Source organism: Catellatospora methionotrophica, from assembly GCF_011297335.1.
Classification (GTDB): domain Bacteria; phylum Actinomycetota; class Actinomycetes; order Mycobacteriales; family Micromonosporaceae; genus Catellatospora; species Catellatospora methionotrophica.
The window spans coordinates 56764-70679 of the sequence record NZ_JAAOTJ010000018.1; the positions used below are offsets into that span (position 1 = coordinate 56764).

At 73.9% G+C, this 13916-nt stretch carries 13 protein-coding genes; 5 read left to right on the plus strand and 8 right to left on the minus strand.

Going from position 1 to position 13916, the window contains the following annotated elements; genetic code table 11:
* Nucleotides 1-96 precede the first annotated feature (96 nt).
* Genes HAV40_RS29850 through HAV40_RS29880 form a run of 7 tightly spaced genes read right to left on the minus strand, consistent with a single transcriptional unit; the run spans nt 97 to nt 7851 of the window.
* On the minus strand, nt 97-1179 hold the full coding sequence (locus tag HAV40_RS29850) for a polyprenyl synthetase family protein (protein ID WP_166387108.1): 1083 nt from the start codon (nt 1177-1179) through the stop codon (nt 97-99).
* Nucleotides 1176-2549, minus strand: coding sequence for an alkaline phosphatase family protein (locus HAV40_RS29855; protein WP_166387110.1), 1374 nt, complete (start codon nt 2547-2549; stop codon nt 1176-1178). The genes HAV40_RS29850 and HAV40_RS29855 overlap by 4 nt, the downstream gene beginning before the upstream one ends.
* Nucleotides 2546-3664: a metabolite traffic protein EboE gene (gene eboE, locus HAV40_RS29860; protein WP_166387112.1), complete on the minus strand. Its 1119-nt coding sequence runs from the start codon at nt 3662-3664 to the stop codon at nt 2546-2548. The genes HAV40_RS29855 and eboE overlap by 4 nt, the downstream gene beginning before the upstream one ends.
* Entirely contained in the window at nt 3664-4512 is an 849-nt protein-coding gene (locus HAV40_RS29865; RefSeq protein ID WP_166387114.1) for a TatD family hydrolase, read from the minus strand. The genes eboE and HAV40_RS29865 overlap by 1 nt, the downstream gene beginning before the upstream one ends.
* Nucleotides 4512-5816 carry a TIM barrel protein gene (locus HAV40_RS29870; protein WP_166387116.1) on the minus strand — a complete coding sequence of 435 codons (1305 nt, stop codon included), beginning with the start codon at nt 5814-5816 and terminating at the stop codon, nt 4512-4514. The genes HAV40_RS29865 and HAV40_RS29870 overlap by 1 nt, the downstream gene beginning before the upstream one ends.
* Nucleotides 5813-6655: an SCO3242 family prenyltransferase gene (locus HAV40_RS29875; RefSeq protein WP_166387118.1), complete on the minus strand. Its 843-nt coding sequence runs from the start codon at nt 6653-6655 to the stop codon at nt 5813-5815. The genes HAV40_RS29870 and HAV40_RS29875 overlap by 4 nt, the downstream gene beginning before the upstream one ends.
* Entirely contained in the window at nt 6652-7851 is a 1200-nt protein-coding gene (locus HAV40_RS29880) for an inositol-3-phosphate synthase (RefSeq protein WP_166387120.1), read from the minus strand. Before HAV40_RS29880 ends, HAV40_RS29875 begins: the two co-directional genes overlap by 4 nt.
* Nucleotides 7852-8266: 415 nt before the next feature.
* On the opposite strand from HAV40_RS29880, the gene HAV40_RS29885 reads away from it, so the two are divergent.
* The 4 genes from HAV40_RS29885 to HAV40_RS29900 all read left to right on the plus strand — a co-directional run bounded on the left by HAV40_RS29885 (nt 8267) and on the right by HAV40_RS29900 (nt 12451).
* A complete protein-coding gene (locus HAV40_RS29885) occupies nt 8267-9436 on the plus strand; it encodes a ThuA domain-containing protein (RefSeq protein ID WP_166387122.1) in 1170 nt (389 codons plus the stop codon).
* A gap of 46 nt (nt 9437-9482) precedes the next feature.
* A complete protein-coding gene (locus HAV40_RS29890) occupies nt 9483-9833 on the plus strand; it encodes an STAS domain-containing protein (RefSeq protein WP_239087019.1) in 351 nt (116 codons plus the stop codon).
* Nucleotides 9830-11284: a trehalose-6-phosphate synthase gene (locus HAV40_RS29895; RefSeq protein ID WP_166387126.1), complete on the plus strand. Its 1455-nt coding sequence runs from the start codon at nt 9830-9832 to the stop codon at nt 11282-11284. Before HAV40_RS29890 ends, HAV40_RS29895 begins: the two co-directional genes overlap by 4 nt.
* A 126-nt stretch (nt 11285-11410) precedes the next feature.
* Nucleotides 11411-12451, plus strand: coding sequence for an ADP-ribosylglycohydrolase family protein (locus HAV40_RS29900; protein ID WP_239087020.1), 1041 nt, complete (start codon nt 11411-11413; stop codon nt 12449-12451).
* Here HAV40_RS29900 and HAV40_RS29905 read toward each other — a convergent pair.
* Nucleotides 12417-12875 carry a carboxymuconolactone decarboxylase family protein gene (locus tag HAV40_RS29905; protein WP_166387130.1) on the minus strand — a complete coding sequence of 153 codons (459 nt, stop codon included), beginning with the start codon at nt 12873-12875 and terminating at the stop codon, nt 12417-12419. The genes HAV40_RS29900 and HAV40_RS29905 overlap by 35 nt on opposite strands.
* Nucleotides 12876-13024: 149 nt before the next feature.
* Here HAV40_RS29905 and HAV40_RS29910 point away from each other — a divergent pair, with 149 nt between their 5' ends.
* On the plus strand, nt 13025-13903 hold the full coding sequence (locus tag HAV40_RS29910; protein WP_166387132.1) for a sigma-70 family RNA polymerase sigma factor: 879 nt from the start codon (nt 13025-13027) through the stop codon (nt 13901-13903).
* Nucleotides 13904-13916 lie beyond the last annotated feature (13 nt).

Below are 13916 nucleotides of genomic sequence, written 5' to 3' on the forward strand. Positions count from 1 at the left end.
GGTGACCTCAGTGGAAATGTGAGCGATCCTGTTGTCTTGCACCGACTCTGGGCCGCCCGACCCGGTCACCGCAGCGCCTACGTCACCCGCGTCACCTCACACCGATCTGCTCGCCACGAAGTCGGCCAGCGCCCCCAGCGCCTGCCGCGACTCCTCCGCCACCTCCAGGAACTCCAGCGCCCGCAGCGACTCGGCGCGGGCCGCCTCGATCCGCTCCTCCACCGCCGCCAGCGCCCCCGACTCGGCCATCACGGCGCGTACCTGGGCAGCGCCCGCCTCGTCCAGACCCGCGTCGCCCACGTGTGCCGACAGCACCGCACGCGAACGCACATCCCCCCGCGCGAACGCCTCCGCCAGCAGCGTCGTCGGTTTGGCCTGGCGCAGGTCGTCCAGCACCGACTTGCCCGTGCGCGCCGGGTCGCCGAACACCCCGAGCACGTCGTCGCGCAGCTGGAACGCCTCGCCCAGCGGCTCCCCGAACGCCGCCAGCCCGTCCAGCACCGCGTCCGACGCCCCGGCCAGCACGGCGCCGATCTGCAGCGGCCGCACCACCGAGTACCGGGCCGTCTTCAGCTGCATCACCCGCGCCGCGCGCTGGCGCGCCCCGGACCCGAAGTCGCCCATGGCCTGCGCGACGACCTCCAGGTACTCCCCCGCCACGGCCTCGGCCCGCATCACCGCGAACAGCCGCTGCGCCTGCGCCAGCCGCACGGGCGTGGCCGGGCACCCGGCCAGCAGCTCCTCGGCCCACATGGCGCACAGGTCCCCGCACAGCAGCGCGGTGTTGCGCCCGAACGAGCGCGCGTCACCGCGCCAGCCGTGCGCGGCGTGCGCGGCGGCGAACTCCTCGTGCATCGAAGGCTGCCCCCGGCGGCGGCTGCCCGCGTCGATGATGTCGTCGTGGATCAGCGCGAAGCAGTGGAACAGCTCCAGCGCCGCCCCGGCCGTCACGGCGGCCTGGTCCTCGCCCCGCTCCTCAGGCGCGGCCACCCCGCGCCAGCCCCAGTAGCAGAATGCCGGCCGCAGCCGCTTGCCCCCGGTGAGGATGAACCGCCGCACCGTGTCCAGCATCGGCCGCAGATCATCGTCGGGCCACAGCAGCCGCTGCCCGTCCACGAACCCGGCCAGCACGGCGTCGATCCTGGCCGCCAACGGCGTAGGCGCGGGCGCGACCGTCACGGCGCACCACCCGCCAAACGCAGGAGCAGGGACTTGACGTCGGTGGCGAGGATCCGGTCGACGGCGGGGTCGGGGTCGGTGCACAGCAGGACCGGGGCGTCGTCGGCACCGGGCGGGAGCAGGCCGTGCGAGCCGCGGATCGCGTCCGCGCCCGCGTCCAGGCCGACCACGTTCATGCGGTATCGCATGCCGAGCTTCTTGCGCACCAGCGCCTTGGCCGCACGGCCCTTCGCCGCCCCCGGCCCGGCCGGGTCGAACAGCAGCTCAGCGGGGTCGTAGCCGGGCTTGCGGTGGATCTCCACGTGGGTGGCGAAGTCCGGCGCGCGGGCGTCGTCGAGCCAGTAGTAGTAGGTGAACCAGGAGTCCGGCTCGGCCAGCAGCACCAACTCACCGCTGCGCGCGTGGTCCAGGCCCTGGCCCGCCTTGCCGGACTCGTCGAGCACCTGCCCGACGCCGGGCAGCTCGGCGCACAGCTTCGCGACCGCGGCGACGTCGGCCGGGTCGCGCACGTACACGTGCGCGATCTGGTGGTCGGCGACCGCGAAGGCACGGGAGGTGTACGGATCCAGGTACTCCATGCCGTCCTGGGTGTGCACGGTGAGCAGCCCGGCGGCCCGCAGTGCCCGGTTGACGTGCACGGGGCGGGACACGTCGGTGATGCCGTACTCCGACAGCACGACCACGGTAGCCCCGCGGGCGGCGGCCGCGTCGAGCAGCGGGCCCAGCGTCGCGTCCAGCTCGGCGGCGGCCGCGGCGGCCTGCGGGGCGGACGGGCCGAAGCGCTGCAGGTCGTAGTCGAGGTGCGGGACGTATACCAGGGTCAGGTCCGGGTCGCGGGTCGCCATGACGTGCACGGCCGCCGCGGCGATCCAGGCCGACGACGCGATGCCCGCGCCCGGCCCCCAGTAGCTGAACAGCGGGAACGTCGGCAGTTCGTCGTGCAGCTCGGGCGGGACCGTGTAGCAGTCGGGCTCCTTGCGGCCGTCCGCGCGGTAGATCGGCCGGGGCGTGATCGTCCAGTCGACGTCCGCGCCCATGGCGTACCACCAGCAGATGTTGGCCACGGTGTAACCGGGCCGCTCGCGGCGCAGCGCGTCCCAGACCCGCTCGCCCTCGACCAGCGCGTGGCTCTGCCGCCACAGCAGCACCTCGCCGAGGTCACGGAAGTACCAGCCGTTGCCGACGATCCCGTGCCCGGCCGGGGCCTCACCGGTGAGGAACGTGGCCTGCACCGAGCAGGTGACGGCGGGCACGACCGGGTCGAGCCGGGCGGTGAACCCGCCGGAGAACGCGGCCCGCAGCCGCGGCATGTGCGCCAGCAGCCGGGGCGTCAGCCCGACGACGTTCAGCACGACGAGTGGTTTGTTCACGAGACCCCCAGGGCGGCGAACTGGTCGCGGGCGAAGGCCAGCTCGGCGGCGATGCCCTCGGCCAGCCCGGCGTCGTCGGTGGGACGGGCCGAGGCAGGCAGCACGTCCCAGGTGTACGTCTCGACCTCGAAGTGGTCGCAGTCGCTGTTGGTGAGCAGCGCCGCCAGCCCTTCGCGCAGCACGGTGGAGCTGGTGCGCAGCGGGTCGAGCGCGGCGGCGTGCAGCGGCGCGTGGAAGTGGATGCGCCACGGGCCGGGCGCGTCGGAGGCCAGGGCCTGCGGCAGGTCGTCGAAGCGCTCCCCGGCCGAGCTGCGGGTCTGGTGCAGGAAACGCGGCTCGGCGTACGCCGCCAGCACCTGCCGGGCCGCCACCGGGTCCTCGACCTCCAGCGCCTGCGACACCTGCACCTTGACCACGGACACCCCGGCCGCCTTGAGCTTGGCGACCGCGTCGACCGGGTCCTCCCAGCCGCAGGCCAGGTGCGCCAGGTCGACGCAGACGCCCAGGTGCTCGCTGGCCACCGCGGACAGCGCAGCGACGGCCTGGTCGGTGGACTCGACCACGCAGCCGGGTTCGGGCTCCAGCGCGACCCGGATCGGCCGCTCGCCCCGGGCCAGGCCCGCGGCCAGCTCGTCGAGCTGCGCCTTGGCGGCCCGGAACCGGCGGCGGTCCCACGGCTCGCGCCAGGCCAGCGGCAGCGTCGAGATCGAGCCGCGCGCGGCGTCGTCGGGCAGCAGCTCCGCCAGCACCAGCGCCAGATCCAGGGTGTAGCGCAGGCGGCGCGGGTCGGTCCAGTCGGGCAGGTACACGTCGTGCTTGACCACCGGGGCCTGGAACGCCTGGTACGGGAAGCCGTTGAGGGTCACCGTCTCCAGCCCGCGCGCGGTCAGCTCGCGGCGCAGTTTCGCGCGCAGCTCCGGCTGCTCGGCCAGGGCGCGGGCGACCGGGGCGGCCAGCCACAGGCCCAGGCCCAGCACGTCGACGCCGAGCCGTTCGCGCACCGGCACCGCGAAGCGGTCCAGCTGCGACAGCACCCCGTCGAAGTCCTCCGCGGCGTGCACGTTCGTGCAGTACGCCAGGTGCACCGTCGCACCGTCGGCGTCGCGCAGCCGCATCACGAACCCCCGCGCAGGATCGAGTTGCCCGCGAAGGTGGCCGCGGTGTCGGCCTCGTCGAGGTCGAGGCGGCCGGACTGGCCGTAGAACGCGACCGGGTTGCGCCACAGCACCCGGTCGACGTCGTCGTCGCTGAAACCGGCCGCCAGCATCGCCTCACCCGTGCGCAGCGTGAGCAGCGGATCGGACTTGCCCCAGTCGGCGGCGGAGTTGACCAGCATCCGCTCCAGGCCGTACTCGCGCAGGATGGCGACCATCCGGTCCGGCGACATCTTCGTGTCGGGGTAGATGGAGAAGCCCATCCAGCAGCCCGAACCGGCGACCTCCGCGACCGTCGGCTCGTTCAGGTGGTCCAGCACGACCAGACCGGGGTCGATGCCGGACTCCTTGACCACGTCGAGGCTGCGCCGGGTGCCGACGACCTTGTCCCGGTGCGGGGTGTGCACCAGCGCGGGGAGCCCGTGCTCGCGGGCCAGCTCCAGATGCGCCGCGAACACCTCGTCCTCCTCGGGCGTCATCGAGTCGTACCCGGTCTCGCCGACCGCCACGACCCGGTCCTTGTCCAGGTAGCGCGGCAGCAGGGCCAGCACCTCGCGGCAGCGCGGGTCGTTGGCCTCCTTCGGGTTCAGCGCGATGGTGCAGTGGTGCGCGATCCCGTACTGGCTGGCCCGGAAAGGCTCCCACCCGATGAGCGCGTCGAAGTAGTCGGTGAACGAGCCGGTGTTGGTGCGCGGCTGGCCGAGCCAGAAAGCCGGCTCGACCAGCGCTCGCACCCCGGCCGCCGCCATCCGCTCATAGTCGTCGGTGGTGCGCGAGGTCATGTGGATGTGCGGATCGAAGATGCGCATCAATGCAGCCTCTCCAGAAGGTCGACGGCGTCGTCGGGCATGGTGCGGCCGGCCGCCTCGCGCTCGCGGCGCAGCGCCGCGAGCATCCGGCCCAGCTCGGCGTCGGCCCGCTGCGGGAGTCCGTCGACGCCGGACAGCGGCAGGCCCATGAACACGCTCTTGAGCACGCCCTGGCGCCATTCGGCGTCGGGCAGGTCCCGGGCGGCGGGGCCGAGCGCGGCGGCCACCAGCCGGGTGTCGTTGCTGCGCAACGCGTCGCGGACCAGGTCCGGTTGCGGGCAGGCCAGCAGCACGGCCCGCTTCTCCTCGTTGTCGCCGTAGCGGTACAGCTCCGCGGCCTCGTCCGGGCTCAGGGTGACCGCGCCGAGCAGGCGCACCCGGACGTCCTCGGCGGCGGCCCGGCCGACCTTGCGGCGGGCCGCGCTCAGCAGCGTCGCGAGCGCCGCGGGCTCGCGTTCGAGCTGGTCGAGCGCGTCGCCGAGCCACTGCGCGGCGCGCAGGAAGGTCAGCGAGCGGGCGGCGACGTCGGGTGCGGCGTGGGAGTGCCGGGGCAGCTCGACGGCGACCAGGCCGCGGTAGCCGGTCTCGGCCAGCGCCCGCAGCACCGGCGGGAAGTCGATCTCGCCTTCGCCGAACTCCAGGTGCTCGTGCACGCCCCGGCGCATGTCGTCGATCTGGACGTTGACCAGGTGCGGTCCGGCGATCCGGACGCTCTCGGCGACACCCTGCGGCTCGTTGGCACGGCAGTGCCCGATGTCGAGGGTCAGTTTGAGGTCGGCCCCGACCAGGTCGCGCAGCCGCGCCCAGTCGGCCAGCGTCTCGACGAGCATGCCGGGCTCGGGCTCGAAGCCCGCCGCGACCCCGCGCTCGGCGGCGTAGGCAACGACCTCGGCGCAGCCCTCGGCCAGCAGCTGCCAGGCGACCTCGGCGGACACGTGCGCCGGACGCACCCCGGCCCAGAACGACACCGCCTCGGCGCCCAGCCCGGCGGCGATGTCGATCGCGCGTTTGAGGAAGTCGATCCGGCGCTCGGCGTCGTCGTGCAGGAACGTCGGCGCGTGCTTGCGCCGCGGGTCGAGCAGGTAACGCGCCCCGGTCTCCACGACCACGCCCAGCTCACGCTCGGCGAGCAGCCGCGCGGTCCGCGCGACCTGGTCTTTCACATCGGTGGCGTACGGGTCCAGGTGCGCGTGGTCGAGCGTCAGCGCGACGCCCGCGTAGCCCACCTCGGCGATGACGTCGAGCGCGTCGGCCAGCCGGTGGTTGGCGAATCCGTTGGTGCCGTAGCCGAAGCGCAGGCTCATGTCGCTGACACCTTCCTCGCGAGCTTGGCTGCGGCCGGGGCGGCGGTCGCAACCACGGCTCCGACCAGCGGTTTCCCGTCCCGTGCGATGAGTGCGCCCTGCAGCGCGGGCAGCGAGGTGATGCCCGCCCCGACCGCGGCGCGCACCCGTGCCGCGTCGGGGTGGCGCAGCACCTCGCGCTGGGCCTTGCCGAAGCGGGTGGCGTACCAGCCCGCCAGCACCGCGGGCAGCCAGCCGCCGCCCCGGCCCGCCGCGTGCGTGGCCACGGCGGCGGTCGCGGTCATGGTCAGCGCGGGCAGCACCCGGTCGGTCCCGCTGACCTCGCGCCGCGACAGCGCGGTCACCGCGTAGGTGTGCGCCGCGACGGCCAGCGCCGGGCGGGCGGCCTTGCGCAGGTCACCGGTGCTCGCGCCGAGCAGCACGTCCAGTCCCCGGCACAGCGCCATCCCGGCGGGCCCGGCCGGGGAGTTCTTCCACTTGATGTCGTACGCCCACACCGCCCCGGCGAGCAGGCCCGCAGTGGCCAGGGTCTTCTTGCCGCCACTGGCTGCGGCCAGGGCCAGCCCGGCGACGGTGAGGCCGCCCGCGATGGCCAGCGCGGTGTCGGGGCTGATCCGCCCGGACGGGATGGGCCGCTCGGGCCGCTCGACGGCGTCGAGTTCCCGGTCGGCCCAGTCGTTGGCGGCCATGCCGCCCCAGTACAGGCACACCGAGGCGGCGGCGATCCCGGCCGTGCGCGCGTCGAGAGTGCCTGCCGCGGTGGCGCCGGCGACGGCGTCGCCGGGCACCGACAGCGCGGCCGGTGCCCGGACCAGCTGCGCCAGGTCACGCAGCCTCATGACGGGTCTCCGCCGGGTTCGGCCCGGCGGGTGTCCGGGCCGTGCTGCTCGCCCGAGCCAACCGGCACGGCCCACCCCTGTACCCACTCGCACAGGTCGCGCCACTGCTCGGCCAGGCCGTGCGGCACGTCGCCGATCGGGTCCTTGAAGAAGAAGGCCAGCTGCGGCAGCGGCCCGGACAGGCCCTGGGCGTGGGCGGCGGCGGTGAGCCGGGCCAGGTCCAGGACCAGCGGGGCGGCCAGTGCGGAGTCGCAGCCGTGCCAGGTGAACTCCAGCCGCATCCGGCTGCCCAGGAAGCCGCTGAACGTGATCAGGTCCCAGGCCGTCTTCAGGTCGCCGATGTCGGGCACGTAGTCGATGCGGGTGTGCCCCTCGGGCTCGTAGCCCAGCGTCTCCCGCAGCACCCGCTGCTTGCTGGCGACCTTGGCCGCGTTGGCCTCCGGCCGGGCCAGCGTCGCGCCGTCGCCGCCGCCGAGCAGGTTCGTGCCCGACCAGGACCGGACCTGCAGGTTGCGCATCGCGAACATCGGCGCGAGCACCGACTTGAGCAGGGTCTCGCCGGTCTTGCCGTCGCTGCCCGCGTACGGCACGCCGTGCCGCGCCGCGAGCTGGTCGAGTGCGGGCAGCCGCGCCCCGGTCGACGGGGTGAAGTCGACATAGGAGCAGCCCGCGGTGAACGCCGCGTACGCGTACCGGGCGCTGGGCGGCAGCACCGGTTCGTGGTGCAGCGCCTCGGCCAGCGCGGCCACGTCGGCGTGCGCCGGATGCTCGGGTGGGATGGCTTCGGTCGAGGACACGTTGACCACGACGACGCGGGCGAGCCCGTGGCGTTCGCGGAAGTCGGCCAGATCGGCGGTGATCCGGGCGATCGTGTCGTGTTGGGTGGGCCCGTCCGGTGCTTGGCGCACGTCGGGTTCGATGGCCGCCAGTTCGTCGGCGACCGCGGCGACCAGCGCCGCGGGCAGCACGCCGGCCGCGACGAGCGAGTGCGCCTTCTTCACCAGGGCCACACAGGACACGTCGTGGCCGCCGAAGACCAGATCGGACAGGGCGGGCAGCGCCGGATGGCGCAGCGGGGGCAGTTCGGTGACGCAGCCGACCGGGTCGGCGAGCGAGGCCCGCACCGCCAGCGCGCCGACGATGCTGGTGACCGCGACCGATCCGCGGGCGCCGACGAGCCAGATACCAGTACGCACAGGGCCTCCTGTAACGCGTTCGTGGCGGCCATATTAAATCTAGATCTGCAAAAGTTTCTAGATAGAAACCCGTACTTTTTTCTGATCTAGCAAAAGTTGCGTGCGAGTATGCAAATCAGAGGCTCGCCGGGCGGAAAGTTGCCGTCGCAGTCTTCCGCCCGTTGATCGATTCCTATAGGATTCGACGTCGATAGATATCGGAACCGTGTTTCGGCGACCGGCTCCGGTTCGCGGGTGAGAACCCGGGAATGCCGTCAGCAGGGGCGTGCCCGCGCTCCCGAGACGCGTCATGTCTGGTCGCCGATCCCCCGCGTGGCTCGCGCCCGCGTGAACGGCCGTCCGGATCAGCGCGCCTCGCGGCGTCCGCCGGTCCGCACCCGCCCACCGCGCTACCCTCATCGAAGGAGCGAGCCACATGCGAAAACGCGTACTGTCCCTGGTCGCCGGCCTGGCAACGGTCCTGGCGACGACGCTGTTCGCCCCGGCGGCCCCAGCGTCGGCCGCCCCGCTGACCAAGGTGCTGGTCTTCTCCAAGACGGCCGGCTTCCGCCACTCGTCGATCCCCAACGGCATCGCCGCCATCCAGGCGCTCGGCAGCGCCAACGGCTTCACCGTCACCGCCACCGAGGACGCCGGCCAGTTCACCGCGGCCAACCTGGCCCAGTTCCAGGCCGTGATCTGGCTGTCGACGACCGGTGACGTGCTCAACGCGACCCAGCAGACCGCGTTCCAGAACTACGTCGCCGCGGGCGGCGGCTACGTCGGCGTGCACGCCGCGGCCGACACCGAGTACGACTGGCCCTGGTACGGCGGCCTGGTCGGGGCGTACTTCCACTCCCACCCCGCCATCCAGAACGCCCAGGTGCGGGTCGAGGCGCCGGTCAACGCCTCCACGGCGCACCTGCCGACGACCTGGACCCGCAGCGACGAGTGGTACAACTACCGCACCAACCCGCGCTCGGTCGCCCGCGTGCTGATGAATCTCAACGAGGGCAGCTACACCGGCGGCAACATGGGCGACCACCCGATCACCTGGTGCGCCAACTACGGCGGCGGCCGGGCCTGGTACACCGGCCTCGGCCACACCGAGGCCAGCTACACCGACAGCAACTTCACCCGCATGCTGCTGGGCGGCATCCAGATCGCCGCCGGGTCGGTCGCCGCCGACTGCTCCGTCGGCACGCCCCCGCCCTCCGGGATCAGCCTGCGCGCGCGGGCCAACAACAAGTTCGTCACCGCCCCGAGCGGCGGCGCGGGCGCGCTGATCGCCAGCGCCACCGCGGCGGGTGCCGCCGAACGGTTCGAGATGATCGACCGGGGTAGCGGCAACATCGCGCTGCGCGCGCTGGTCAACGCGCAGTACGTGTGCGCGGACAACGCAGGCGCGAACCCGCTGATCGCCAACCGGGCCGCGATCGGCGGCTGGGAGACCTTCGCGCTGATCCGCAACTCCAACGGTTCGGTGAGTTTGCGGGCCCAGGCGAACGGGAAGTATGTCGTCGCGGAGAACGCCGGGGCGGCGGCACTGATCGCCAACCGGACGGCGATCGGCCCGTGGGAACAGTTCGACCTGGTCAGCCCATAGTTCAGTGGGTCAGGCCACCCGGTAAGGAGGTACCCAGGTGGAAGACATGGTCCCGGCGACCGCGGCACAGGCAGTGCCGCTGGTCGAAGTGCAGGTGAAGGGCGATCTGAACGCACAGGCGGCACCCGCGGTGAACCGGCTTCTCGAACAGGCGCTGGCGCTGCGCCCCCAGCAGATCGTCGTCGACCTCGCCGACTGCGACACGATCGACGCGGCCGGCATCCTGCTGCTGATGGACGCCCACCGGCGCGCGGTGCGCGACGGCGGCACGGTCGCCCTGCGCTCCCCGTCCGAGCAGGCCCGCCGGGCACTGCGTTTGGCCAAGGTCGACCGGATCATGCAGCTGCTGCCGTATGCGAACGTGTCCCTGACCCCGGCCGGGCCGGTGGGCCGGTGACCGCGCGCTACGACCTGATCGTGGCCGGTGACCGGGTGCCCGCCCCCGACCCCGACGACAGCAACGACCACGTCGACGTCGCGCTGGCCTCGCTGCGCCCGTTCGTCGCCGCGCACGGCGGAGCGTGGGCGGCCGTGCCCGACGGCGCGCACCCGCCGGACGCCGACGTGCTGCACGTCGACATCGACGGCCAGGACGCCCGGCTGGGCGCGGGCCTGCTGCGGGCGCTTTACCACCACCAGTCGGCCGAGTTCCCGCCCGGCTGGTTCACGCCGTACGAGCAGGCCAACACCGCCATCGCCGACGCGGTGGCCGGATCCGCCGCGCTCGGCGGCACCGTCTGGGTGCACGGCCACCAGCTCCAGCTACTGCCCCGGCTGCTGCGCAAGCGCCGTCCCGACCTGGCCACCGCCGTGCACCTGCACAGCGCGTTCCCGCCCGCGGAGTCCTTCGCCCGGCTGCCCGAGCACCGCGAGCTGCTGGCGGGCCTGCTCGGCGCGGACGTCGTCGCGCTGCCCCACCGCCGCGCGGTGGACAACCTGCTCGACCTGGCAGGGCGCGTGCACGGACTGCCCGTACGCGACAACCAGATCGCGGTCGGCAACCACCGGGTGCGGGTGCTGGCCTGCGCGCTGCCCGCCGACACCGGCGGCATGCGGCGGCTGGCCCGGCTGCCCCGGGTGCGCGAGCGGGCCGCCGAGATCCGCGCCGCGCTGCGGGTCGGCGGACCGGTGCTGCTGTCGATCGCGGGCTGGGATCCCTCCGACGCCGTCGAGCAGCGGCTGCTGGCGTTCGAGCGCTTCCTCGCCGAGCGCCGCCCGGAGCCCTGCACGGTGGCGCTGCTGCACGTGGCGTACGGCGATCCGCGTACGCCTGACGAGCTCGACCAGCGGGAACGTGTCGACCGGCTGATCGCGAAGATCAACGGTACGCACGCCAACGTCGGCCAGGCCGTCGTGCACTACGTACGCGACAACCCCGACCGCCGCGAGCTGGCCGCCCTGTACCTGGCCTGCGACGGGCTGCTGGCCACCCCGGTGCACCACGGCACGGTCAACCCGGCGCACGAGTTCGTCGCGGCGCGCGGCGAGCAGGGCGCGACGGTCGTGCTGAGCGAGCTGACCAGCAACGCCGCCGAGGTGCCCGGCGCGATCGTGGTCAACCCGCACGACACCGCCGCGTACGCCGACGCGATCGCGCAGGCCGTGGGCCTGTACGGCCCGGTGCCGCAGGCCGGTCCCGGCTCGGCCGAGCTCGGCCTGGACAGCTGGGCGCAGCACGTGATCGCGGTGGTGCGTGCCCGCGCGGCGACGGTCCCGGTCCCGCCGGTCGTCCGGCCCCGCCGGGTACCCACCACTCCGGGCCACACCCGGCCCGCGGTCCCCGACCACCTGGTGCCCACTCCCGGCGGCACCACCGGCCGCACCGCCTCCCGCCCGGCCCGCCCGTGAGCCGCGCCCAGCCACCCCGGTAGTGCCGTCCGGGGCCGCGTGGTCCCGGACGGACGCGAGGTCCGCCGCCTGGCACGACAGGCGGCGGGCAGGAACCGGAAGGAAGACAGATCCGCTGTGACACCGATGCTCGACCATCCGCAGCTGCTGCGCCGGGCGCACGGCTGCATGCTCATGGCGGCCCGCGCCGACCTGGTGACCGCTCCCGTGCACGGCGCGACCGTGCCGGATCCGGCGCAGGTGGAGGCGGTGTTGCGCACGGCCCGCGCCGGGCGTGCCCGGCAGCCGCAGCCCAGCGCCGCCGCCACCCAGTTGCTGATCCTCGCCGAGCACCTGGGCCGCCACGCGGGCCGGGTGCATGACGACACCCTCGCGCTGGACCTGGCGATGGAGTGGCCCGACCAGCCAGACCTGGCCGAGACCGGCACCGCCCGGGTGCTGTCGGCGGTGCGCGCGGGCGCCCGCTGGTCCCAGGTCGCCCCGACCGTCCACGACGGGCAGGGCAGTTACGGCAGCGTCGCGGCGGTGCGGGCGGGCGCGGTCGGCCTGTTGCCCGACGCGGGGGTGGGAGCGGTCGCCGCGCTGGCCCGCCGTACCGCTGGGATCACGCACACCCATCCGCTGGCCCGGGACGCGGCCGCCGCGACCGCGACCGCGGTGGCGCTGGCGGCACGCGGGCAGCCACTGGCCCCGGCTGACAAGTACGACTTCCTCGACCTGGTCACCGCGCAGTTGCGGACCAGCGAGTTCCGGGCCGCGCTCGGCGAGGTGCAGACCCTGGTCCGCCATCGCAGCGCCCCGGCCGACGCGGCCGCGACCGTCGGCTCCGGACCGACCGCGCTGCGCTGCGTGCCCGCCGCGCTGACCGCGTTCCTGCGGCACCCGGACGATCCGGTAGCCGCCATCCGATACGCGATGATGATGGGTGGGCAGGTCAGGACCGTGGCGACGATCGTCGGCGCGGTCTGCGGGGCCCGCCACCCCGACCACAGCCTGGCCCTGGCGGCCCGGCCCGACGTCACCCGTGGGCTGCGCATCCAGGCCGCCGCTGCGGCGCTGGCCCGGCTGGCGACCGGCCGCCGGTCGGCGGGGCTGCGGCGGGGCCGGCCCGAGGGCGGCCCCGCACCGCGGCTCAGCCCCAGTTCTGCCCGGCGGGCTGGCGGGTGACCGCGTTGATCCGGTTGAAGAAGTTGGTCGTCGCGATCCACAGCACCAGCGCGGCGAGCTCGGCCTCGCCGAAGTGCTTGGCGGCCGCCTCCCAGACCGGGTCGGGGACCGCGTCGCCCCTGTCGGCCAGCCGGGTGGCGTGCTCGGCCAGCTCCAGCGCGGCCCGCTCGGCCTCGGTGAAGTAGTCGGTCTCCCGCCACGCCGCCACCGCGAACAGCCGCTCGTCGGTCTCGCCCGCCTGGCGCATGCCGCGCGCGCCGGAGTCGACGCAGGCGCTGCAGCCGTTGATCTGGCTGGCCCGCAGGTGCACCAGGTCCAGGGTGGACTTGGCCAGGCCCGCGGAGTGGGCGGCCTTGTAGATCAGGTTGATGCCCTTGACGGCGTCGGGGAGCAGGGCGGCGGGGTTGGTCATCCGGGACTGCATGGTCTCTCCTCCATTAGGATCTTGATGGCGCCGGGCCCTGTCACATCGGCCCGATCTCGTTCGTCATCGGTATGACGGGCCGCTTTCCGAGGATGTGACAGATGTGGCCTGGATCACAATTGATGACGATTCGGGGAGGTATGTGCGGCATGCACGAGCAGGACAGGCTGGCCGAGCGCTTCGAACAGGACCGGGGACGGCTGCGCGCGGTGGCGCTGCGCATGCTCGGCTCCTCGGCCGAGGCCGACGACGCCGTGCAGGAGGCCTGGCTGCGGCTGAGCCGCACCGACGCCGCCGAGGTAGGCAACCTCAGCGGCTGGCTGACCACCGTCGTCGGCCGCATCTGCCTGGACATGCTGCGCTCGCGCAGCACCCGGCGCGAGGACCTGCTCGACGACGCCGCCGACACCGACCTGCCGCCGCTCGGCGCGACCACCGCCGCGGCCGACCCCGAGCAGCAGGCGGTGCTGGCCGACTCCGTCGGGCTCGCGCTGCTCGTCGTGCTCGACACCCTCTCCCCCGCCGAGCGGCTGGCCTTCGTACTGCACGACATGTTCGCCGTGCCGTTCGACGAACTGGCCCCCGTCATCGGCAAGTCCCCCGACGCGGCCCGGCAGCTGGCCAGCCGCGCCCGCCGACGGGTACAGGGCCAGACCCCGACCGGAGACACCGACCAGTCCCGCCGCCGCCAGGTCGTCGAGGCGTTCCTGGCCGCGGCGCGCGAGGGCCGCTTCGAGGCACTGGTCACCATGCTCGACCCCGACGTGGTGATGCGCGCCGACGCGACCGCCGTGTCCTACGGCTCCACCGGCGCCAAGCACGGCGCGGCAGCCGTCGCCGGGTACTGGAACGGCCAGGCCGCCGAGGCGCGCACCGCGCTGCTCGACGGCGTCGTCAACGCGGTCTGGGCCCCGCGCGGCAAGGTGCGCGTCGCACTGGCGTTCACCATCGTCGACGACCGCATCGCCGCCATCGACCTCACCGCCGACCGCGACCGCCTCGCCGACCTGGACGTGGAACTGCTCTGACGAACGGGGACGG

What these genes read in the sequence shown, in the direction of transcription:
- HAV40_RS29890 (WP_239087019.1), top strand. Translation starts at nt 9,483, where the DNA reads ATGGTCCCGGCGACCGCGGCACAGGCAGTGCCGCTGGTCGAAGTGCAG.
- HAV40_RS29910 (WP_166387132.1), top strand. Translation starts at nt 13,025, where the DNA reads ATGCACGAGCAGGACAGGCTGGCCGAGCGCTTCGAACAGGACCGGGGA.
- HAV40_RS29900 (WP_239087020.1), top strand. Translation starts at nt 11,411, where the DNA reads ATGCTCGACCATCCGCAGCTGCTGCGCCGGGCGCACGGCTGCATGCTC.
- HAV40_RS29865 (WP_166387114.1), bottom strand. Translation starts at nt 4,512, where the DNA reads ATGCGCATCTTCGATCCGCACATCCACATGACCTCGCGCACCACCGAC.
- eboE (WP_166387112.1), bottom strand. Translation starts at nt 3,664, where the DNA reads ATGCGGCTGCGCGACGCCGACGGTGCGACGGTGCACCTGGCGTACTGC.
- HAV40_RS29870 (WP_166387116.1), bottom strand. Translation starts at nt 5,816, where the DNA reads ATGAGCCTGCGCTTCGGCTACGGCACCAACGGATTCGCCAACCACCGG.
- HAV40_RS29875 (WP_166387118.1), bottom strand. Translation starts at nt 6,655, where the DNA reads ATGAGGCTGCGTGACCTGGCGCAGCTGGTCCGGGCACCGGCCGCGCTG.
- HAV40_RS29885 (WP_166387122.1), top strand. Translation starts at nt 8,267, where the DNA reads ATGCGAAAACGCGTACTGTCCCTGGTCGCCGGCCTGGCAACGGTCCTG.
- HAV40_RS29905 (WP_166387130.1), bottom strand. Translation starts at nt 12,875, where the DNA reads ATGCAGTCCCGGATGACCAACCCCGCCGCCCTGCTCCCCGACGCCGTC.